18 protein-coding genes are annotated in these 21,630 nt (G+C 42.5%); 8 read left to right on the top strand and 10 right to left on the bottom strand.

The annotated features are described in order from the left end of the window. Nucleotides 1–83 precede the first annotated feature (83 nt). Nucleotides 84–473 carry an 8-oxo-dGTP diphosphatase MutT gene (gene mutT, locus G399_RS0112390; RefSeq protein ID WP_006015638.1) on the top strand — a complete coding sequence of 130 codons (390 nt, stop codon included), beginning with the start codon at nucleotides 84–86 and terminating at the stop codon, nucleotides 471–473. Here the strand turns inward: mutT and G399_RS0112395 are convergent. Then, nucleotides 454–3,543 (bottom strand): efflux RND transporter permease subunit, encoded by a 3,090-nt coding sequence (locus G399_RS0112395; RefSeq protein ID WP_026843697.1) that lies wholly within the window; start codon nucleotides 3,541–3,543, stop codon nucleotides 454–456. The two genes, mutT and G399_RS0112395, sit on opposite strands and share 20 nt — an antisense overlap. Nucleotides 3,544–3,554: 11 nt before the next feature. After that, nucleotides 3,555–4,811, bottom strand: a complete 1,257-nt coding sequence (locus G399_RS0112400) for an efflux RND transporter periplasmic adaptor subunit (RefSeq protein WP_006015642.1) — start codon at nucleotides 4,809–4,811, stop codon at nucleotides 3,555–3,557. Nucleotides 4,812–5,137: 326 nt separating this feature from the next. Between G399_RS0112400 and G399_RS0112405 the strand changes: the two genes are divergently transcribed. Next, nucleotides 5,138–5,752, top strand: coding sequence for a TetR/AcrR family transcriptional regulator (locus tag G399_RS0112405; RefSeq protein WP_006015644.1), 615 nt, complete (start codon nucleotides 5,138–5,140; stop codon nucleotides 5,750–5,752). 10 nt (nucleotides 5,753–5,762) lie between these two features. Here G399_RS0112405 and G399_RS0112410 read toward each other — a convergent pair whose 3' ends face one another. The 8 genes from G399_RS0112410 to nadC form a co-directional block, all read right to left on the bottom strand. Beyond that, nucleotides 5,763–6,662 (bottom strand): aspartoacylase, encoded by a 900-nt coding sequence (locus tag G399_RS0112410; RefSeq protein WP_006015647.1) that lies wholly within the window; start codon nucleotides 6,660–6,662, stop codon nucleotides 5,763–5,765. A gap of 95 nt (nucleotides 6,663–6,757) precedes the next feature. Next, nucleotides 6,758–6,997, bottom strand: coding sequence for a DNA gyrase inhibitor YacG (yacG, locus tag G399_RS0112415; RefSeq protein ID WP_006015650.1), 240 nt, complete (start codon nucleotides 6,995–6,997; stop codon nucleotides 6,758–6,760). Nucleotides 6,998–7,036: 39 nt separating this feature from the next. After that, on the bottom strand, nucleotides 7,037–7,789 hold the full coding sequence (zapD, locus tag G399_RS0112420) for a cell division protein ZapD (protein WP_006015653.1): 753 nt from the start codon (nucleotides 7,787–7,789) through the stop codon (nucleotides 7,037–7,039). A 40-nt stretch (nucleotides 7,790–7,829) separates the two neighbouring features. Further along, nucleotides 7,830–8,438, bottom strand: coding sequence for a dephospho-CoA kinase (gene coaE / locus G399_RS0112425; RefSeq protein WP_006015655.1), 609 nt, complete (start codon nucleotides 8,436–8,438; stop codon nucleotides 7,830–7,832). A gap of 354 nt (nucleotides 8,439–8,792) precedes the next feature. Beyond that, nucleotides 8,793–9,668: a prepilin peptidase gene (locus tag G399_RS0112430; RefSeq protein ID WP_006015659.1), complete on the bottom strand. Its 876-nt coding sequence runs from the start codon at nucleotides 9,666–9,668 to the stop codon at nucleotides 8,793–8,795. A gap of 269 nt (nucleotides 9,669–9,937) precedes the next feature. Further along, on the bottom strand, nucleotides 9,938–11,146 hold the full coding sequence (locus tag G399_RS0112435; protein WP_026843698.1) for a type II secretion system F family protein: 1,209 nt from the start codon (nucleotides 11,144–11,146) through the stop codon (nucleotides 9,938–9,940). An 83-nt stretch (nucleotides 11,147–11,229) separates the two neighbouring features. Beyond that, nucleotides 11,230–11,673, bottom strand: coding sequence for a pilin (locus tag G399_RS0112440; RefSeq protein ID WP_006015666.1), 444 nt, complete (start codon nucleotides 11,671–11,673; stop codon nucleotides 11,230–11,232). Between the two features lie 212 nt (nucleotides 11,674–11,885). After that, entirely contained in the window at nucleotides 11,886–12,743 is an 858-nt protein-coding gene (gene nadC, locus G399_RS0112445) for a carboxylating nicotinate-nucleotide diphosphorylase (RefSeq protein ID WP_006015669.1), read from the bottom strand. Nucleotides 12,744–12,935: 192 nt separating this feature from the next. Between nadC and ampE the strand changes: the two genes are divergently transcribed. The 6 genes from ampE (at nucleotide 12,936) to G399_RS0112475 (ending at nucleotide 21,376) form a co-directional block, all read left to right on the top strand. Continuing rightward, nucleotides 12,936–13,817 carry a beta-lactamase regulator AmpE gene (ampE, locus tag G399_RS0112450; RefSeq protein WP_006015675.1) on the top strand — a complete coding sequence of 294 codons (882 nt, stop codon included), beginning with the start codon at nucleotides 12,936–12,938 and terminating at the stop codon, nucleotides 13,815–13,817. Between the two features lie 389 nt (nucleotides 13,818–14,206). Then, nucleotides 14,207–14,983, top strand: coding sequence for an FCD domain-containing protein (locus G399_RS0112455; RefSeq protein WP_006015678.1), 777 nt, complete (start codon nucleotides 14,207–14,209; stop codon nucleotides 14,981–14,983). Between the two features lie 80 nt (nucleotides 14,984–15,063). Further along, the gene (aceE, locus tag G399_RS0112460) at nucleotides 15,064–17,736 is read left to right on the top strand and encodes a pyruvate dehydrogenase (acetyl-transferring), homodimeric type (RefSeq protein ID WP_006015681.1); all 2,673 of its coding nucleotides are present in this window, start codon (nucleotides 15,064–15,066) and stop codon (nucleotides 17,734–17,736) included. Between the two features lie 15 nt (nucleotides 17,737–17,751). Next, nucleotides 17,752–19,485: a dihydrolipoyllysine-residue acetyltransferase gene (gene aceF, locus G399_RS0112465; RefSeq protein WP_006015684.1), complete on the top strand. Its 1,734-nt coding sequence runs from the start codon at nucleotides 17,752–17,754 to the stop codon at nucleotides 19,483–19,485. A 148-nt stretch (nucleotides 19,486–19,633) separates the two neighbouring features. Continuing rightward, the gene (gene lpdA, locus G399_RS0112470) at nucleotides 19,634–21,052 is read left to right on the top strand and encodes a dihydrolipoyl dehydrogenase (RefSeq protein ID WP_006015687.1); all 1,419 of its coding nucleotides are present in this window, start codon (nucleotides 19,634–19,636) and stop codon (nucleotides 21,050–21,052) included. Nucleotides 21,053–21,061: 9 nt separating this feature from the next. Continuing rightward, nucleotides 21,062–21,376 carry a hypothetical protein gene (locus G399_RS0112475; RefSeq protein WP_006015691.1) on the top strand — a complete coding sequence of 105 codons (315 nt, stop codon included), beginning with the start codon at nucleotides 21,062–21,064 and terminating at the stop codon, nucleotides 21,374–21,376. Nucleotides 21,377–21,630: the final 254 nt, after the last annotated feature.

Raw genomic sequence — 21,630 nt, forward strand, 5'->3', positions numbered from 1 at the left:
TTAATATTAAAACAGCCTTTCAATATGCTCCTTGAAGGCTGTTTTTTTTGCAAAAAATAAGCGGTAAAAAATAGGCGATAGCGATGAAACAAGTTCATGTGGCTGTAGGTGTTGTGCGCAGGGAGAGTACTTTTTTTATATGTAAACGTGCTGACCATCAGCATCAAGGTGGCAAATGGGAGTTTCCAGGTGGTAAAGTAGAGACAGGAGAAACTGTTGAGCAGGCCCTTAACAGAGAGCTTCGAGAAGAAATAGGCATCAGTATTACAGCGTCTACTCCTCTCATCGAAATAGCTCATGAATATACCGAAAAACGCGTTCTACTGTCTGTTTTGCTGGTGCATAAGTTCAGCGGTGAACCCTTCGGTAAAGAAGGTCAAATTCATCGCTGGGCGGATATAGGCGAACTAAATGATATCGATTTTCCTGATGCTAACGTTGCTATCGTTGAAGCTATTCTGGATACTCTTTAGCAATAAGCTCTTTTTTAATATTAAAAAATAGACTGTATAATACAGGCACAACGCCGAGCGTTAACAGCGTACCAATCGCCAAACCAAAGGCCAGTGCACTTGCCATTCCGAAAAACAAGGCGTCCTTACTAATAATTAAGGGCAGTAAGCCAAGTATCGTAGTGACTGTAGACATGACTATAGGGCGTAATCTGCGAAGGCAGGCCTGTACTATTGCTTCATACTGGTCCACATTTTCTTTGCGCTCAATATCGATTCTATCTATTAATACAATGGCGTTATTGACAATAATCCCAGCCAAGGCATACAGACCTAAAATAACCATAAATCCAAAGTTTGCCTGCACGGCCAGTAGGCCAATGACAGCACCTATTAAAATAAGGGGAACGGTCAAAATAACGATACTGGCACGGCGTAACGAATTAAATTGCGCTATTAGTACCAGCATTACAACCGCTAAACACAGTGGTAAATTGGCATTAAGAGAGGCCTGGGATTCCTTTGAATCTTTGACCACGCCATCAAATTCAATACGGTGAGCAGGCGGCAGTTTCGCTCTGAGTTTATCAAGCTCTGGCTCTAAGATGGGCACCATATCTTCAGCCGTCATATCTAAATTTTTAGCTTCAATGGTAACCGTTCTGAATAAGTTTTCGCGGGCAATTCTTGCGTACTGGGGGCTAAGGTTAACATCAGCAACTTGCTCTAATGGCACATTCACGTTTCTTGCTGTAGAAAAAACATTAATACCGTAGATACGGCTAATATCATACCTATCCTCGGCTTGGCCTCGAATAATGATGGGTATCAAGTCATCGCCGTCTCGAAACTCAGACACGACAGTGCCCGAGAAAAAGGTTTCTAAGGAGTTAGCCACATCTGCTGAGGTAACGCCTGCGCGTTTTGCTCTGGCCTGATCGACCTGCACATTAACCTGAGTTATTTTATTTTCCCAGTCATTTTTAATTTCAACCGTACCTTCCAAATTGCGGAAAATTGCTTCAATTTCTAAGGCCACATTGTAAATGTAATCTTTGTCAGGCCCTATCACCTGCACATCAATTTTATTCGAATCAGAGGGACCTAAAAACATTTTAGTGACACGCGCATTGATCATTGGGAAACCACTAGCAAAATCTTCACGAAGCTTCCTCATGGTTTCATCTTGGAATTGTCGGTCTTTTAAGTTAAGCATCACAAAAGCTTTACTAGATCCAGGTGTGATTGGCGTGAGTGATAATACAAATCTCGGACCACCAAAACCGCCATATGCTGCGTAATTATCTACATGAGGATAGCGCTCTTTATTGTCCAGAAGGTCAAATACCATCTCTAATACGTCTTCTGTCTCATGCATTGAAGATCCTGCAGGTAAATCAATATAGGCTAATACTTGAGCGCGATCTGAATCCGGAAAGAACTTCACTGGAACCGTCGTCATTACAAGTCCTGCGCCTATAAAAAGCAGGATGGTCACTGCCATGGTAAATGCTCTATATCTCAACACAAAATGCAAAAGCGCTTTATACACAGGGTTTATAAGATTGAATAAATTAGCGACTTTGACTTGAATACCGGTCTTCTTTACCTTTACATCTGTAATAAACAAGTAGCATAAATAAGGTGTCACCATCAGGGATAATAACCATGAAGTGAAAAGTGAATAAATGATCACGATTGACACTGAACGAGTGTATTCACCCGATTCACTCTCAGCTAACATTAACGGCAAGAACACCAGCATAGTTGTAACAGAGGAGGTTAGTAAAGGGATTGCTAATGAACGTCCTATTTCAGACACAATTTGACGACGTTTCTCACCATTTTCTAATCGCTTTTTGAAGTCTTCAGCAACCACAATACCATTATCGACCAGTAAGCCAAGCGAGATTATAAGGGTTGCTAAGCTCATGCGTTCAAGTGCCATACCACTGAAATTGAGCACAGCGAGCACAATTAAGACAACCGCAGGCACTATTGCACCAACAATCAGCCCAATGCGAAAACCAAGGAATAAGATAACAACGCCAAGTACAATAGATAATGTTTGGACCACGTTTATAGACACACCCTTAACAGCAGCATTGACTTGGTCTGCTTGTCGAGTAATCACGTTAAGGCTAATGCCGGCAGGCATTTGTTGTTCTAAGGTACGCAACATATCTTCTAAGCGAGGCGTATATTCAGTCACACTGAAGCGATCGTTTTTAGATATAGCCAATACAATTGCGCGCTCACCATTGAAATAGGCAGTTTGAGATGCAGGTGTTTGAACACTTCGGTATACCGTTGCGATATCCTCTAAGCGTATTGAGTTATTCGTATTGGGCAGGGTAAAAATAATCTCTTTGATTGATTCAATGCTCGTGAAGTCGCCGCTAGGAACAATATTAAAGCTCTTGCCGTTTAAATTAATTGTACCCCCAGATCGGATCACGTTTTGTTGCTGCAATATATCAATTAACTGTGATGGAGACACACCGAGTTGCGCGGTTTTAACGTCAGAAACCTCAATTACAATATTTTCTTGTTGAGCCCCTAAAATACTAACCGATTGGGTGCCTTCAACCGTGTACATCATATCCCGAGCATGTTGCGCCATGTCAAACATATCGCCCATTAAAATGCCTTTATCCGCCTGCAGAGCAACCGTCAATATCGCAACATCACCAAAGTTATCATTGATAAAATGCGGGGGTGTTCCGTCAGGGAATTGGCTTTTTACTTTCTCTAATTCATTTCGGACTTTATCCCAAATTTGGTCAAGGTCGTAATAGCGATCGTATAAGTCAACATAAACAACGGATGTGCCGTGCATGGAAACTGAACGAATTTCTTCAACCTCATCGACATTGCGAACCCCTTCTTCAACTGTTTTGGTGATCAGGAGTTCTATTCTTTCAGCCGGCATACCTGGAAAATGAGTGGTGATAACCGCTTCGCGAACCTTAATTGAAGGGTCTTCTTGCGCGGGCAATGAAAAGTAACTAAAACCACCAAACAACATTAATGACAATACTACGCTCATCACTAAACGGTTATAAGTTAAACCAATATCAGATAAATTCATTTTCATTACTTCTATTGGTTATATATTTGGGTAGAGGTTTCAACCACCGAAATAGCTTGTTCGGGTCTTAAAAAGTCGAGGCCAGTTTTCACTATTCTCAACTCAGTAAGAAGGGCTATATCGGGTTGCTGCTTGAATTTGATAATCGCGGTTTCGGCTTTCAATTCAACAATTTCAATATAGTATTTCTTTGCTATCGCATTTAGCTCGTTGTTCACGCCTTTGGCGTAGACAGGTGTGTCCTTGTTATTTCTTAAGTTGTGGTTTGCGCTCTTGGTGTAGATAGGTGTGTCCTTGTCAGTCAATTTTGGTGATTCAATTGCGACGAAGTATAAATAGGGACCGGACTTGTTGGTGGTGAATGCGCTAAAAGGCACTTCATAATATTCGTCAGTTGCGAACAAGCTGCTGACCGACAATATAATTTCAGCCGACATACCGGGATAAAAACCAGTGTGGTTGTCATTCAGGGTAATGGTGATCGGAAATGCGTTTGCAATAGACGCTTGGGCGCCAATTTCGGTGAGCGTTGCAGGGTAAGTTGTCGATGCACTAAGGGAAGGCACAAGCACACTTACTTGGTCAAAAAGTGAAACCTTACTGATCCAGCCTTCAGGTATTGCTGCGTTAACCTCTAAGTTTGCATTGCCTTGAATGCTAATTACCGCAGTGCCAGGACTAACTTGCTGCGAGGGTTCTGCAAAACGCGCTGATACGCGACCTGAGTAAGGTGCCACTAGGATTGTGTCTGACAAGTTCTCTGTTGCTATGGCTAACGAACTTTCAGCCACCTCGGTGCGTTGCTTGGCAATATCAAAGTTAGCTAGTGCATTGTCGAATGCGGCTTGTGATACCAGACCTTGTCGCCTGAGTGTTTTGTTTCTTTCAAATGTCTGCCTGGCGTCAACTAATGCTGCGCTAGCTTCACCTAAAACGCTTTTGTTTTGCTGAACTGCCAGCATATATACTGCTTTATCTAATTCAGCGAGCACGTCACCTTTATTGAAAGATTGGCCCAGATCGACATACATTGCAGAAATAACGCCGGTTACTTCAAACGAAATCGATACAGCGTCTGCAGCTTGAAGAGTACCAGTTAGGTGTCTTTTTACGACATCGGATGCGGGTAATAGCTTGGTGGTCCAGACTTTTTTAGGAAGCTCATTTTTAGTCGTGCTGCTCTGCTGCATATTTTTTTCAGATCCTGAACAAGCACTCAACATAAAAATTGCAGTGACTACTAGTGTGGCGATTTGTGTAAAACGCATTATCTTTCCTTTAACTAAAGCGGCTGTTTTATCTTTTAATATCAATTAACTGCTAATCATATATCGAGTTTATTGCGTACTCTATGTCATCGTTGAGTATGCTCTAAACCTAGCATGTACAAGCAATTCAAATTAATTGTTGATATTGATTATTAGTACTGTACAGTACAGTACCATAAGGTTTTGCATTTGTCAGCATACAAAAGTAACATGACGGAAATTTAATAATCCGCAACTGAAGAGCCTACGCGGCAATAATAAAGGTAGGAACGTGTACTTGAAAATCTGTAATATAATGAAGAGAGTTTTAAATATGAGCCATAAATATGAGTCGTAAAGACGCTGAATGCCGAATTTTAGCTGCTGCAAGAAGCCTATTCTTTGAATTTGGGGTGCCAGCGGTAACGACTGATATGTTAGCTAAAGCAGCAAAAACCTCAAAAATGACCTTATATAAGTATTTTGAGAATAAAGAAGTGTTGTTAGAAGCGGTCGTAACACAAGAGGTTGCTAGGATTTACGAGCCCTCAAAAGTGGAAGTACACAGCCAAGTAGAGTATCAGAGCATGCTGCGATCATTTTGCGTGAACGTGGTTAATATTATTTTTGATCCACAAATTGTGCGCTTTGATCAGTTGATGATCAGTCAGGCATTGTCGAATAAAGAAATGTCACAAGAGCATTACAGGCGATGTTATTTACCCGCCATACAAGAACTCGTTCGCTTGATAAAGAATGGGCAAAAGCAACAGTATTTGAAAACGGCGCAACCAGCTGAGGATATTGCTGATATGGTTTTATCCTCTATTTCTGGGTTAACTTACACTAAAGCGCTGTTTGGTTTTCCAATTACCAAAGATAATATTGAAGCGAAGGTAGTCAATGTATTGAATATTTTATTTAGTGCTAATGACACACCACTACCCAATATCACGGAATAGTTCCTCAAGCTCAAATAAGCGTTTTTCTAGATAGTGCGAAGGCAATATTGAGGTGATAATAGGCTGATTCACCAATAAAGTGGGGATAGACCTGGTCCTCGCCTTCCCAGCCTAGCGTCGTCCCTGCAAAAGTTAAAAAGGTAGGATCGCCAATATTTAAGACCGTAAAATCATTGTTTTGCAGACTGGGGTGTATCATTGCCAACTTATTTCCTGCCGAACATAATGGAAAATAAACTTCTTCAGTTAAGCGAAAAGCCTCAACAACGTCTAATTCACCAAGTGCCTGCTTGTTCCAAAGGTCACAAAAAGTGATCACCAGCTTTGTCATTTCCTCAGTTTGCAAATAGGCTGCAGGCCTAAGCACGTTCTGCGGTTGTGGACCAACTTCAATCATAATGCCGGTTTTGCCAATAGTGCATAAATAGGGGTGTTGTTTATAGGGGATATGGTCTTCAATAAGAACAATCGCGTCTGGCATATTGGCTTTCACATATCGCGCCATTTGCTGATGAAACTCATCAGATTGTAAAATGATTAAGGTTGGCCCCATGTTGCTGGTGGTATTGTGAATATCAATAACAAGGTCTCTGGTTGGCTCATACTTTGGCCCAAAGGCGAGGTTGAATTCAACAGCCAATTGATGCTCTAAATTTTCACCGGTCAATACGCTCAACTTTTCTTGGCTAAATTGTCGATTCAGATCTTCCTCAACATAACGCGCTCGTCTTGCAACAGCAAGTGTGTTTACGATTGCCAATTCGATATCAATATCAGTTGTTTGCGCGACTAACTGAGCGTGTATTTGCGCATTGCTTTGTAGGTTTCTTAGGTATTCGATACCCGACATTTCATTACCATGTGTGCCCGCGGTAATTAAGATTTTTTTTATTACAGTATGTTCTGACATTGACTGATTTACCTTGATAAATAATTAGGCTAAAGAAGGCGTTTTGTTGGGTAAGGACATTAGTTGGAAAAAACCTAACGAACAAGATTAACGCGTTAGTTATTAAAAAAGTCTTGTTCTTGTTGCGCAAGCATTTCCTCAATATCTTCTATATCTATATTCATATCGGGTACAGAGGTTTCAGCATCTTTATTAGCGCCTGAGGGAATAGCGTTTTCTTCGTTAGCCCATTGACCTAAATCGATTAGCTGACAACGCTTAGTGCAAAAGGGGCGAAACTCGTTCTGAGTTGACCATTGAACTTCTTTTTTACAGGTAGGGCAGTTTACTTTCATATGATTATCTAACTATTTGGTTGAAATGTTGAGGATATGCTAACAACAGGCAATTTCAAATTTGATATCGCTTTTCACGCCGCCGGCTGATCCTTCATCGGGAACCAGCTGCATGAATCGAATACCGTATCGATATTTATTGCCACTTAATACAGGGAAATAACCTTGAATGTTAGAGCAACGTACACGAATAAGATCAACTTTATCAGTGACTATACCTTGGTAAAAGCCATTGGTAGCGACAACTTCTTCATAGCGTCCGCGTTCGCGCAGGTACTGCATAAGTAGCGTAATATTTTCACGTACTATTACCAAGTGCTTTTCCCATGAGGCAATGTCTTTGTTACGCACGTCTTTACTTTGTTTAAGCCAACAAAATAAATGGGGCAAATCAAAGCTGGTTGCACCGCCGGGGATAGAAAAACGCTGTCGAATACTGCTAAGGAAGCGGTCGTCTTTTAAATTTGAACCCAGCTTATTGGTGCGCTTAAGCTCTGATAATAGACGATGTAAGGTTTTAAGAGCGCTTTCAAGGGCGCCAGTATCTATGTTTGGATGATTTGACCAATGTACTAGATTCTTCTCATGTACATCGATATCACGTATAAAGTCGGTGCGCACATCCAGACGCTCCAGTAGGTCTAACAGAGTGAAAAAAACATCGAAAAAATGCAAGCTTTCAAATTCATTATCGAAAGTTGCAGTGTGATCCAGTTGTTTGAAAAGCTGTTCTAATCGCAAATAGTTTCGCACTTTTTCGCAAAGTGGAAATTCGTAGACTGCGACGGGCATTTAGCTCTCCTAGTTGTCGGCATTTTACTTTTGACACAGCTTACAGGGTTTTGTTCAAAATGTTTAGGTACATTTGATGTAAATCCTTTACTTGTGTATTTAGCCAATCGAGGTCTCCGTGATTCAATATAATGTCATCGGCTATTGCTAACCTGTCTGTCCGAGATGCTTGCGATGCTATTATACTCTCAATTACTCCTGGTTCACTGTTATCTCTAGCCATTGCTCGTTTAAGTTGGGTTGCCTCATCAATATCAACTACTAGTGTACGGTCAACCATATTATTGAGTTTGTTCTCTACCAGTAAAGGGACGCTTAAAATACAATAAGGCGATTTAGCGTGGTTGGTTTGTAACTCCATTTGTTGGCGAATAAGCGGATGCAACAAGGCGTTTAGCCATTCTTTTTGGGTGTTGTCTGAGAACACAATACGGCGAAGTTTCTGTCTGTCGAGGTCTAAGTTGGATGTTAGGATGTCTTCGCCGAACTGCTCGATAATCGCCATTAATCCGGGTGTGTCTTTGGCAACAACATCTCGAGCAATGACATCGGCATCAATAATATCGATACCGAAACTAGCAAACCTATCGCTGACCGTGGTTTTACCTGAGGCAATGCCACCAGTGAGTCCTATTACCAATTCGCTCATTTATTATTCTCGCTATAGATTTAATAGTAGGTTAACCAATCCACGCTCTTTATTCACGCCCTTTATGCACATCCTTAATCAATACCCTTTATACACATCCTTAACTAATACCGTTTATGCACGTCCTTAATTAATACCCTTTATGCACGTCCTTAATTAATACCCTTTATACCCATCCTTAACTAATGCACTTGTTTCAAGCTCTCTATCCATTCTCTATCCATTCTCTATCCATTCTCTATCCATTCTCTATCCATTCTTCATCCATTCTCTGTTCTCTCTTTCTACTTGGTAAGATTAAAGACAGGATGAATAATAACTGGTCAAGAGTGGGCGAGGTCGGTGCAGTGTGTGCTATAACGTGGATAAATACCAGTCAGCAATGGAGTCGCCAAACAGCATAGTTAACCAGCCCGCTGCGGCTAAATAAGGACCAAATGGGATAGCTAAATTACTGTCTTTTTTATTGATAAACATCATTGTAATGCCAACAATTGCGCCCACCACGGATGACAGTAATATGATAATCGGTAAGTGTTGCCAACCAACCCAAGCACCTAAAGCTGCAAGTAGCTTGAAGTCGCCATAGCCCATACCTTCTTTACCAGTCAGTAATTTAAACGCCCAATAGATAGACCATAAGCTTAAATAACCGATTATAGCGCCAATAATAGCGTCGATGGGGGCTATCGTATTTTCAAAGCAACTCAAGCCAAGTCCTACCCATAACAATAAGAGGGTGAGTGAATCGGGCAGCAACATTTTATCAAGGTCGATAAAGGTCATCGCTACAAGTAACCATGTGGCGAATATGAATGCAGCGCCAGTCATACCCAAACCTAACTGATAAGCAACAAGCGCCGACATTATCGCGGTTAACAACTCGACGGCAGGGTAGCGCCCTGAAATTGGATTGGCACAGCCACTGCATTTACGCCCCAACATTAGCCAGCTAATAATAGGGATATTTTCCCACGCTCGAATTTTATGTTTGCAATTAGGGCATGTGGAGTCAGGTTTAACTAAATTGAAAATAGGCGCTGGTGGCAGTTCTTTGTCAGGATTTTGAGATTGCTCAATATCCCGTTGCCACTCTTTTTCCATCATGATGGGTAATCGATAAATAACCACATTTAAAAAGCTGCCAACCAATAAACTAATACAGAAGGTAGTAATAATGAATGCTAGCGGAGATGCAGCTAATAGTTCAAACAACGCAATATTTTCCATTGGATTGGCTTTTTACCTTTTTAAGTATGCTATTGATATTTGCTTTTATACTATTATATCGGCTTGTTTAATAAAAGCGTTCACCTTTTATTTTCACTAGCGTTAAATGCTAAAGACCAAACACATAAATATTTGATCTAGTCTGTCGCTGTTGTCGAACTTAAACCTCTATACCGTTGCCAGAATGTCTTTTGATAAACTCTTCAGGTACGGATTTCCAAATAGTAAAAAGCCAGCATCACGCTGGCTTTCGTATAATAGTATTGTTGTTACACCACGTTACCCATTTCAAAGATAGGTAAGTACATGGCTACAATTAAGCCACCGATAACCACACCCAATACGGACATGATCATGGGCTCAAGTAAGCTGGTTAAACCGTCAACCATATCGTCAACCTCAGCTTCGTAAATAGTGGCTATTTTTTCGAGCATGCTGTCAACAGAGCCTGATTCTTCTCCAATCGCAATCATTTGTGTCACCATTGATGGGAAAATATTGGTAGCGCGCATGGCAACGTTCATTTGTAGACCCCCGGCCACTTCCTTTTTCACAAATAATATGGCATTTCGAAATACCGCATTACCAGACGCGCCTGCTGCAGAGTCAAGAGCGCTAATTAAAGGCACACCGGCCGCAAAGGTGGTGGCCAGGGTTCGGGCAAAACGAGCAACAGCTGCTTTCTTTAATATATCGCCAATGATTGGGATTTTTAAAATTTTCTTATCAACACTGTCTCGCAGGGCTATGGATTTTGTATGCACTTTCTTAAACATCACAGCAGCAATAAATAGTCCCGCGGCAATAAAGGGGCCGTAGTTTTGCATTCCATTAGACAAGGCAATGACAAACTGTGTAAAAACAGGCAGTTCGGCGCCAAAGCCAGCAAAGATTTCTTCAAACTGAGGTACCACAAATATTAAAAGGATGGTGGTAACAATAAAAGCAACGACTAACACTGCGATCGGATAAAACATGGCTTTTTTGATTTTTGATTTTAACGCTTCGGCTTTTTCTTTATACAAAGCAATACGATCATAAATAGTTTCCAATGCACCTGTTTGTTCTCCGGTTTCAACGAGGTCACAATAGAGGTCATCAAATTTGTCAGGGTGTTTGCGTAGGGCATAAGAAAGTGGATTACCTGATTTAACCTCACTGGTGATTTCACCTAATAGCTTTCGCATTGAAGTTTTTGCATGCCCCGCGCCAATCATTTCTAAACTTTGAATAAGGGTAACACCAGCGCCAAGCATGGTTGCCAGTTGTCGAGAAAGCACTGAAATATCTTGTGCGTTGACTTTATCTTGGCGACTAAAAAGAGGTTTGGCTAGTTTTTTTACTTTGGTTGCAGAGACACCTTGACGTCGCAATAAGTTTTTTGCTTCTTGCAAGGAACCTGCAGTTATTTCGCCTTTGCCTGATCTGCCAGTTTTCGACATGCCAGTCCACGTGTATGTTACTACTGTTTTTGCCATGGTATTCTCTGCTATCTAAGTATTTAGAAAAAAAAGCCTAGATAGAAACCAGGCTTTGTTTTTTTTCGGTTCATACTAGCTGATTAGCAAAGGTCAGTTGGAACGCAAGCTATAGCCCAAGATACAGCACCTGTATCAGCAACTGTTGGTGTTAATGAATATGTTGCGCTAGTAGTTGCATTCGCACCCACACCCATTGATAGCGGCGATGTTGCTGTAATTACACCATTAGCAGCAGCTACACCAACGACTTGATTCAAAGTAGCTGACTTTTCAACTAAGGTCACGTCTGCTGGTATGCCATTGGATCCGCCATCACAATCGTCAAGTGAATTCGTGCCTTGTACCTGAATACACAATTCAACACCTACCTTTGCTGCTGCAGTTGCATTAGTTACTTCAGTAAATTTCGCTTTCTGAGTGTAGCCCTGATAAGCAGGTAACGCGATTGCAGCAAGAATACCGATGATTGCTACAACGATCATTAGTTCGATTAATGTAAAGCCTTTTTGAGCTGAATTTTTCATTTTGTCTCTCCGAGCGTGGTCAACGCGTATATAATATTTGATTTAAATTAAGTTAAAAAGGTAAGTGCGGTAAAACAAGCATTACCTCCTTAACCTCGAGACCGAGTATAAGAGGAGAGGGAAATATGTGAAGTATGTAGGCGCATACTTAAGTCTTTGTTCCGACACATCCAGTCATACGCTAGGGTAGATTTGGGCTATGTCTATAGTTGCTAACTAATCGTAACGAGGGATAGATCTATCGCTATTACATGCTTAGTCAATGCGCCTGAAGATATATAATCTACGCCTGTTGTGGCCAATTCTTGCAGTCTGTCAAAAGTAATATTGCCAGACACTTCTAGCTTACATCTACCTGCATTAATAACGACTGCTTCTTCGATCAGTTTTGTACTGAAATTATCTAACATTATGGTATTGACACCCGAATTTATGGCCTCATTAAGCTCTTGTAAATTCTCTACTTCAACTTCGATTGGCAAGCCTGGATGCATAAGCTGTGCCTTGGACACCGCATTTCTAATGCTTCCGCACGCTTTAATGTGGTTTTCTTTTATCAAAAAAGCGTCGTACAAGCCCATTCGGTGATTCATTCCCTGAGCGCATGCAACTGCATACTTTTGTGCTTGACGCAGGCCTGGCAGGGTTTTACGAGTATCAAGCAGTCTGGTGTTGGTATTATTGAGGTATTTTACGTAAGTTGCGGTGGTTGTCGCAGTGCCGCTGAGAGTCTGTAAAAAGTTCAGAGCCGTGCGTTCAGCGGTTAATATTGATCTTGCGTTTCCTTGAATATATAGGATGGTGTCGTTTGCCTTGAGCTCATCGCCGTCTTTATACTGCCAATTAAGTTTACTGTCTTTATCAATTTGTGCGAAAACTTCATTTACCCAAGCCTGGCCGCATAAAACACAATTCTCTCGTGTAATAATTTTAGCTGACATCCTAACGTCGGCATTGATCAGCATTGCCGTAATATCGTTTTGTACGGATATGTGCCCGCCGAGGTCTTCTAATAATGCGTCTTCAACATGTTTTGAAATATTTATTTGGTATTGATTTATGAGTGACATAATAGTGAGAACTTATTTTGAAAGTAGGCAAACGGCGCTTGTGGCCCAAGTTTACTGCTTTATGAGCATGATTGAAACCGATATTCAAAGGCGTTTAGTTTTACCGCGTGAACTGTGTTTTCGGTGAAATAGCTTTGCAGTTTGCGTTGTCACTCATATACTTAGCCTAGTTTATTAGATAAAGGAAGACCCATGGCTCTAATCTCGCTGCTAATAGTAATGGCTTTGGAACGTATCACACCAAAATCACCGAAATGGCATATTCATGCATTAGTAGGTAAATACATTCAATTTTTACAAGCTCGTAATTGGTTCAGCGACACCGCATCTATGCTTTCTATTCTGCTTATCATTATACTGCCCGCGTCATTGCTATACGTGATTGAGCTTGTGCTTAATAATGCGTTAGTGACCTTTGTCTTGCAGCTCGCTGTGCTATGGATTTGTTTGGGTTGCCCTATTACGCGTAAAAATTATAAAAATTATTTACAGGCTGCAGTTCGCACCGATTTTGAAGCGTGCTCGCTGCATAGTATTTCGTTTGGTAATGAGGGCGGTGACTTAGATAAGGTAGGGCAACAATTAGTTTTTATTAATTATCGCCAATATGCAGCGGTTATCGTTGCTTTTGTTTTGCTCGGCGTGCCCGGTGTTATTATTTATTCAATTGCAAAAGAGCTACAATTATATACTCATAAAATGAGGCTCTGCGAGAATAATCCACAAGCGGTTGATGAAGAGGTAATGGGTGAAAGTACGAATGAAAATGCCGCGCTTATTATTGACCAAATAATGCACGTAATTGATTGGTTACCCGTGCGCTTAACCGCGTTTGGCTTCATGGTTGTTGGCCATTTTTCAAGAGCCCTGACTTTTTGGTTGCCGGCGTTAGTGGATACCAAGTCGAGTACAAAAACAATATTAACTAATGTTGCAATTGCCGCTGAAGAAGTGGAGGCTGATCAGAAAAACTGTATTGACGAACCTTGTATTTTAGTCCGGTTAGTAAAACGAAATGTGCTGTTTATGTTGGTAATTGTGTCAATACTGACCATGGTCGGAGCAGTTGCTTAATTCTTTTTTTGATACACTGTAAATTATTCTTTTCATCAGTGACACCCTTTGTTATTAAAGGGCTGTCGCGATCTTGTTAGTCACGTTTGACTATGTAAACGATAAACCTAGTTAGCCAATGATGGATCATTTAGGCTGGGCTTTACCCCCTTGTTCTAAACAGCACTTGTCGAATGAATAAAAGTTGCTTACAATAGTTTGGTTAATTGGTATTACCATTTGTTAAATAATGTAAATAAATAACACCGCTTTGTTAACAAGTTAAGCAAAAAACGAGTGATAAACTCGGGACAGCAACAAAGCATACAAAGCAGAGGCGGGACACAAAAGTGCACGCAAACATAAAGCACCAAAAGTTGTCTGACGTGATCACCGAACGTCTGGAGTCCATGATTTTGGACGGAACCTTGATTGCGGGTGAAAAGCTGCTGCCTGAGCGTCTGTTAGCAGAAAAATTTCAAGTTTCACGTCCTTCATTGCGCGAAGCTATTCAAAACTTACAAGCTAAAGGCCTTGTTGAACGTAAACAGGGCGGCGGCACATTTATACGCCAAAATTTAAGTGCAAAAATGACAGACCCTTTGTCAGCACTTGTCGCATCACGTCCAGAAACACAATTTGATTTGCTTGAATTCAGGCATGCGCTTGAGGGTATGGCTGCATACTATGCTGCATTGCGCGGTCAGCCAGAAGATTATCGAGCGTTGAACAACGCGTTAAATAGTTTACCTAGTTTGCATAAATCACAAGCACAAGCTGAGAGCGCTGCAGTCAAACAAAACTCAGGTGCACAAAGCCAAGTAAAAACCGATACTGAACAAGAAGCTGAAGCGCTAGTCGAGTTTTATCTGACGATGGCAAAAGCATCTCACAATATGGTGTTGCTGCATGTAATGCGCAGTATGCAAGTGATGTTAGTTGACAACATTAAACGAAATTTAGACATGCTGCGTGACGGCGCCGATGTTGAAGTTCAAATACGTGAGCAACGACATGCCATCGTGCAGGCTATTAGTTCACAGGACCCTGAAGCTGCTCGCAAAGCAAGTAACGAGCATTTGGGTTTTGTTGAGAGTACCCTATTAGACATAAATAAACGCGACGTTAAATTGCAACGCGCGATGCGAAGAATTGAAGTGAAAGAAAACGGAAAGGCGGTTTCTTGAGAGCCTGTCTTACTTTAAGCAAACAGAGCGCGGCCTTATTTAGCCTCGTTCATCGTTAAAACATAATATAGGAAAGCACCATGACCGATATGATGCATCCAGATGTGGATCCAACAGAAACCAAAGAATGGTTAGACGCACTTGAAGCCGTGTTAGCTGAAGAGGGTGTTGACCGTGCTCATTTTTTACTTGAGTCGTTAATTGAAAAAGCAAGACGCAGCGGGGCTTATTTGCCTTATGACGCAACCACTGCTTATATTAATACGATCCCTGCGGGCCAAGAGCCAACCATGCCCGGCGACCAAACGATAGAAGCCAAAATTCGCAATGCCATTCGTTGGAATGCGATGATGATGGTACTTCGCGGGTCTAAAAAAGACTTAGAGTTAGGCGGACATATTTCCAGCTTCGCTTCAGCGGCAATGCTTTATGATGTCGGTTTTAACCACTTCTTCCGTGCACCGAATGATAAAGACGGCGGCGATTACTTGTTTGTACAAGGTCACGTATCGCCGGGTATTTATTCTCGTGCTTTCATCGAAGGCCGCTTGTCTGCAGATCAATTAGATATGTTCAGACAAGAAGTAAGCGGTGAAGGTTTATCTTCATATCCACATCCGAAGTTAATGCCTGATTTCTGGCAATTTCCAACGGTATCGATGGGCCTAGGCCCAATGCAAGCTATCTATCTAGCGCGCTTTTTAAAATACCTAACTAACCGCGGCTTGAAAGACTGTTCTGCGCAACGCGTTTGGTGTTTTCTGGGTGACGGTGAAGTTGATGAGCCTGAATCATTGGGTGCTATAGGCCTCGCTTCTCGCGAAGGTCTGGATAACCTAACATTCGTTATCAACTGTAATTTGCAGCGATTGGACGGTCCGGTTCGTGGTAATGGTAAAATCATTCAAGAACTTGAAAGTACTTTCCGTGGCGCAGGCTGGGAGGTCATCAAAGTTATTTGGGGTCGCTACTGGGATTCACTCTTAGCCCGCGACACGTCAGGTAAGTTACTTGATGTTATGAACGAAACTGTTGACGGCGAATATCAGAACTACAAAGCCAAAGGCGGCGCATACACACGCGAAAACTTCTTTGGAAAATATCCTGAATTAAAAGACATGGTTGCGAATATGTCTGATGATGACATTTGGCGCCTAAACCGCGGCGGACACGATCCTGTCAAGGTTTATGCCGCGTACAAGCGTGCAACTGAAACAGTTGGTCGTCCACAAGTTATTCTTGCTAAAACCGTTAAAGGCTATGGTATGGGTGCAGCAGGCGAAGGTAAAAATATTGCGCACAACGTCAAGAAAATGGATATCGAGAGCGTTAAGCACTATCGCAACCGTTTCAATATTCCAGTGACAGACGAAAATATCACTGATTTGCCGTATTATAAGTTTGACGAAGATAGCCCAGAAATGAAGTATCTGCGCGAAAAACGTGAAGCGTTGCATGGTTACATGCCGGTGCGTTTGGCCAAAAGTAGTCATGACTTACCCGCTCCTCCGTTAAAAGCATTTGAAGCGATTACTAAAGGGTCTGGTGAGCGTGAAGTTTCCACCACAATGACCTTTGTTCGCGTACTCACGGTGCTGTTAAAAGACAAGCAGATGGGTAAAAACGTGGTCCCCATCATTCCTGATGAAGCACGTACTTTTGGTATGGAAGGTTTATTCCGTCAAGTCGGTATTTATTCAAATACGGGTCAGAAGTACATTCCGCAAGACAAGGACCAAGTCGCTTATTATCGTGAAGATAAAAAAGGCCAAGTATTGCAAGAAGGTATTAATGAGTTAGGCGCAATGTCATCGTTCGTGGCAGCAGGTACCTCTTATTCTACCAACGATTTCCCTATGTTACCGGTTTACATTTATTACTCTATGTTCGGTTTTCAGCGTGTGGGTGATATGGCATGGGCTGCAGGTGATAGCCAATGTCGTGGTTTCTTAGTTGGTGGTACAGCGGGCAGAACAACCTTAAATGGAGAAGGTTTACAGCATCAAGACGGACATTCCCATGTGCAAGCAGGCTTAATTCCGAATTGTATTAGTTACGATCCAACCTATGGCTATGAAGTGGCCGTGATAACTCAAGACGGTTGTCGCAGAATGCTAGAAGAACAAGAAAACGTGTTCTACTATATGACGGTAATGAACGAAAACTATATTCAGCCTGAAATGCCGAAAGGCTGTGAAGAAGGCATCATCAAGGGTATCTACAAGATAGATACGGTTGGCGACAAGAAAGCAAAATTAAAAGTAAAACTGTTGGGCTCGGGTACAATTTTAGTTGAAGTTCGCAAAGCAGCGGCATTACTAGCTAAAAAGTACGATGTTGAGTCGGAAGTGTATAGCGTGACTTCTTTCAATGAATTAACCCGCGATGGCATTGATTGTGAGCGCTGGAATATGCGAAATATCAATAAGAAATCTCGTGTGCCCTACATGACAGAAGTGTTATCTGATGGTAACGACGGCCCAACTATTGCCGCTACTGACTACATTAAAGCGTATGGTGAACAAGCAAGAGCATTCGTACCAGGTTCATATCGCGTGCTTGGAACTGACGGTTTTGGGCGTTCAGACAGTCGTGAAAACCTGCGTAATCACTTTGAAGTAGACGCAAATAACGTCGCTTTTGCTGCGCTCTATGAACTTTACAAAGTAGGTGGCATCGATAAAAAAGCACTCGCAATAGTGATTAAAGATTTGGGCATCGACCCAGATAAAATTAATCCGCTTTACGCTTAATTAGGGAGAACGAACATGGCAAATTTAATAGACATTATTGTTCCTGATGTTGGCGGTGAAGAAGTTGAAGTCATCGAGCTTTGCGTTACTGTCGGCGAAGCGGTAGACGCAGAGGCATCGATCGTAACCGTTGAAAGTGACAAAGCGAGTATGGATATTCCGTGTACCGACGCTGGTACTATAAAATCACTCAAAGTAAAAGTGGGTGATAAAATTAAGCAAGGCGATGTTTTAGGTCAAATGGAATCTGGCGCTGCTGCGTCAGAGCCTGAAGTGCCTGCAGCAGCCGAAGACAAAGCTCCTGAGACTGAAGACGATAAATCCGAAGCACCTGAGGCTGAAGATGCTAAATCTGAAGCTCCGGTAAAAAGCGCAGCGGCTCCAAGTGGCAGCAAAACTATCGACGTTACCGTGCCTGATATAGGCGATGCAACTGAAGTCGATATTATTGAATTATTAGTTGCTGTGGGTGATATCGTTGAACCAGAAGACGGTTTGATTACACTTGAAACTGACAAGGCAACAATGGATGTGCCTGCGCCAGAAGCCGGTAAAATTGTTAGTTTAGCGGTAAAAGTTGGCGACAAAGTATCTAAAGGGTCACTTGTACTAACCTTAGAAGTTGCGGGTTCAGCATCGGATGAGAGTGATTCTGAGCCGACTCCGGTGGCAGCGCCGGCAACAGATCCAGCACCAAGTGAACCAGCGCCAGTAAAAGCATCGCAAGCGTCAGCATCGCAAGCGCCAGCACCTCAAGCACCGAAAGCACCGCCGGTACCACATCATCCATCAGCGGGTGATAACGTGAATACGGGTAAGGTACACGCGTCGCCGTCGGTTCGCCGACTGGCTCGCGAGTTTGGTGTCGACCTCACTCAGGTTCAAGGTACAGGACGTAAAAATCGTGTTCAAAAAGATGACGTTCAGTCATTTGTTAAATATGAATTATCGCGTCCGAAGATGAACCCGGGTAGTTCGGCGGGGAGTGGAAACACAGGCGGAGGATTACAGGTATTAGCACAGCCAAAAGTCGATTTTGCAAAGTTTGGTGAAATTGAAGAAGTTCCATTAACTCGGATCCAAAAACTCTCTGGTCCAAACCTACACAGAAATTGGGTAACTATTCCACATGTTACACAATTTGATGAAGCGGATATTACTGACCTTGAAACGTTCCGTAAGGAACAAAATGCGATCGCTGAAAAGCGTAAGCTCGGGGTGAAGATTACGCCTCTGGTATTCATGATGAAAGCGGTAGCAGATGGATTAAAAGAATATCCTGCTTTTAACAGCAGTTTGTCTGAGTCTGGTGAATCGTTGGTAATGAAAAAGTATTACCACATTGGTATTGCAGTTGATACTCCAGGAGGCTTAATGGTGCCAGTTGTTCGCGATGTTGATAAAAAAGGCATCATGGAAATCTCCAGAGAACTAATGGAAATTAGTGCCAAAGCAAGAGACGGCAAGTTGAAGGCGACAGACATGCAGGGCAGTTGTTTTACGATTTCTAGCCTAGGCGGCATAGGTGGCACGGCATTTACACCAATCGTGAATGCACCTGATGTGGCTATTTTGGGTGTTTCTAAGTCAGAGATGAAACCAAAGTGGAATGGTAAAGAATTTGAACCTCGTTTAATGTTGCCATTGTCATTGTCTTACGACCATCGCGTCATTGACGGAGCACTAGCAGCTCGCTTCTCTGTTCATGTAAGTGGTGCGTTGTCAGACCTGAGACGTATTTTGTTATAAAACCAAACCCGCCAAGGGTAAAATTACTCTTGGCTAATGTGTTTCAGAGCTAGAAGAGTGCATTGAAACAAAAAGCTTTGCAGGTTGGCGCGTGAATCGGTAAGATCCAAACAAAGCAAGCATCTAATCATAAAATTTTGAGGTCATAATGAGCGAGATTAAAACTCAGTTGGTCGTACTAGGCGCAGGTCCTGGTGGATATTCTGCAGCATTCAGAGCAGCCGATTTAGGCGTAGATACAGTTATAATAGACGCTCGCGAGGCCCTCGGTGGCGTTTGTTTAAACGTAGGTTGTATCCCTTCGAAAGCATTGTTACACGTAGCTAAAGTAATTCAAGAAGCGAAGCAGTTATCTGCGCATGGCGTTACTTTTGGTGAGCCAACTTTCGACTTGGATAAAATTCGCAGTTGGAAAGACAGCGTTGTTGAGCAATTGACTAAAGGCCTAGCTGGCATGTCAAAAATGCGCAAAGTTAAACATGTGCAAGGTTATGGTAAATTCACTGGCCCAAATACCATTGAAGTTGAAGGTAAAGACGGTATAACTACGATTACGTTTGAAAATGCCATTATCGCTGCCGGTTCTGAACCAGTAAGCCTGCCGTTCGTCCCAAAGGACGAACGCGTAATTGATTCAACGGGTGCATTAGAAATGCGCGATATCCCGAGCAAAATGCTGGTCTTAGGTGGTGGTATTATCGGTCTTGAAATGGGCACGGTTTATCACGCCTTGGGTTCCGAGATTGATGTGGTCGAGTTCCTTGACCAACTTATGCCTGCTGCTGACAAAGACATTGTTAAAATGTACATGAAAACCATTAAAAATAAATTCAATACCATGCTTGAAACTAAAGTAACTGGTATTGAAGCGAAAGACGATGGTTTGTACGTGACATTTGAAGGAAAACAAGCACCAGCTGAACCTGTTCGTTATGACAGAGTTCTGGTTGCTGTTGGTCGTAAGCCAAACGGTTCACTCGTTGCTGCGCAGAAAGCGGGCGTAACGGTAACCGATCGCGGTTTCATTGAAGTCGATAAACAAATGCGTACCAACGTATCAAATATTTTTGCGATTGGTGATCTTGTCGGTCAACCCATGCTTGCTCACAAAGCCTCACACGAAGGTCATGTTGCTGCCGAAGTTGTTGCCGGTAAAAAGCATTACTTCGATCCAAAAGGTATTCCTTCGGTCGCTTACACTGAACCAGAAGTTGCTTGGGTTGGCGTAACTGAAAAAGAAGCTATCGAGCAAGGTCTTAACTACGAAGTAGCAACATTCCCATGGGCTGCCTCGGGCCGCGCAATTGCTTGTGCTGCAACTGATGGTTTGACTAAAATGATTTTCGAAAAAGACACTGGTCGTCTTATCGGTGGTGCTATCGTTGGCACTAACGCTGGTGAAATGCTGGGTGAAATCGGTTTAGCAATTGAAATGGGTGCTGATGCAGAAGATATTGCATTAACTATTCATGCTCACCCAACGTTGAATGAATCAATCGGCCTTGCGGCTGAGTTATTCGAAGGCACTATCACAGACATGCCAAACCCTAAAGCAAAGAAAAAATAAACTCGCTTTTTGCTTAACCAACATAAAGCCGATACTGCTCAAGTACCGGCTTTTTTTTGCTTTGAAAAAAGGCGTAAAGCCGGCATTGAGGGCGTTTCCCCCAACCGACACGCAGTTCGCCATCCATGGCCGCTCTCTAATGGCGTCCTTGCCATTAGAAGGTCGGTTAGGGGAAACGCCCTCACTGCCGGCTCTACGCCTTATCGCGCAGCGTTGGCATTACAGGGAGTGTTTGAGGTCAGTTTTGTATCCAACCAGCAATATGCCGCTCCGGCAGCAAAGCATGACATTAACCTCCTAGCGACAACAGCGCAGCATGAATAAACCTCCCAGCAGCGACAACAGCGCAGCATGAATAAACCTCCCAGCAGCGACAACAGCGCACATAAATAGCAAGCTACAAAGGAGTCCCATGCGTTTGCCAAAATTTTCAAAGGACAGGACGTCCTTTGTAAGCGGTCAGGATGACGAACAGCGTATTTTGACAAACGCATGGGACTCCTTTGTAGATTGCGGCCCATGAAAAGCCCCAGCGATGCCCGATGAGGAAATCGCATGGGATTCTGCTGTAGATTGCG

This window comes from Brumicola pallidula DSM 14239 = ACAM 615 (assembly GCF_000428905.1).
Taxonomy (GTDB): Bacteria; Pseudomonadota; Gammaproteobacteria; order Enterobacterales; family Alteromonadaceae; genus Glaciecola; species Glaciecola pallidula.

Bases quoted from the DNA above. Each gene is read 5' to 3' on its own strand.
- mutT (WP_006015638.1), top strand. From the start codon at position 84: ATGAAACAAGTTCATGTGGCTGTAGGTGTTGTGCGCAGGGAGAGTACT.
- G399_RS0112395 (WP_026843697.1), bottom strand. From the start codon at position 3,543: ATGAATTTATCTGATATTGGTTTAACTTATAACCGTTTAGTGATGAGC.
- G399_RS0112400 (WP_006015642.1), bottom strand. From the start codon at position 4,811: ATGCGTTTTACACAAATCGCCACACTAGTAGTCACTGCAATTTTTATG.
- G399_RS0112405 (WP_006015644.1), top strand. From the start codon at position 5,138: ATGAGTCGTAAAGACGCTGAATGCCGAATTTTAGCTGCTGCAAGAAGC.
- G399_RS0112410 (WP_006015647.1), bottom strand. From the start codon at position 6,662: ATGTCAGAACATACTGTAATAAAAAAAATCTTAATTACCGCGGGCACA.
- yacG (WP_006015650.1), bottom strand. From the start codon at position 6,997: ATGAAAGTAAACTGCCCTACCTGTAAAAAAGAAGTTCAATGGTCAACT.
- zapD (WP_006015653.1), bottom strand. From the start codon at position 7,789: ATGCCCGTCGCAGTCTACGAATTTCCACTTTGCGAAAAAGTGCGAAAC.
- coaE (WP_006015655.1), bottom strand. From the start codon at position 8,438: ATGAGCGAATTGGTAATAGGACTCACTGGTGGCATTGCCTCAGGTAAA.
- G399_RS0112430 (WP_006015659.1), bottom strand. From the start codon at position 9,668: ATGGAAAATATTGCGTTGTTTGAACTATTAGCTGCATCTCCGCTAGCA.
- G399_RS0112435 (WP_026843698.1), bottom strand. From the start codon at position 11,146: ATGGCAAAAACAGTAGTAACATACACGTGGACTGGCATGTCGAAAACT.
- G399_RS0112440 (WP_006015666.1), bottom strand. From the start codon at position 11,673: ATGAAAAATTCAGCTCAAAAAGGCTTTACATTAATCGAACTAATGATC.
- nadC (WP_006015669.1), bottom strand. From the start codon at position 12,743: ATGTCACTCATAAATCAATACCAAATAAATATTTCAAAACATGTTGAA.
- ampE (WP_006015675.1), top strand. From the start codon at position 12,936: ATGGCTCTAATCTCGCTGCTAATAGTAATGGCTTTGGAACGTATCACA.
- G399_RS0112455 (WP_006015678.1), top strand. From the start codon at position 14,207: ATGATTTTGGACGGAACCTTGATTGCGGGTGAAAAGCTGCTGCCTGAG.
- aceE (WP_006015681.1), top strand. From the start codon at position 15,064: ATGACCGATATGATGCATCCAGATGTGGATCCAACAGAAACCAAAGAA.
- aceF (WP_006015684.1), top strand. From the start codon at position 17,752: ATGGCAAATTTAATAGACATTATTGTTCCTGATGTTGGCGGTGAAGAA.
- lpdA (WP_006015687.1), top strand. From the start codon at position 19,634: ATGAGCGAGATTAAAACTCAGTTGGTCGTACTAGGCGCAGGTCCTGGT.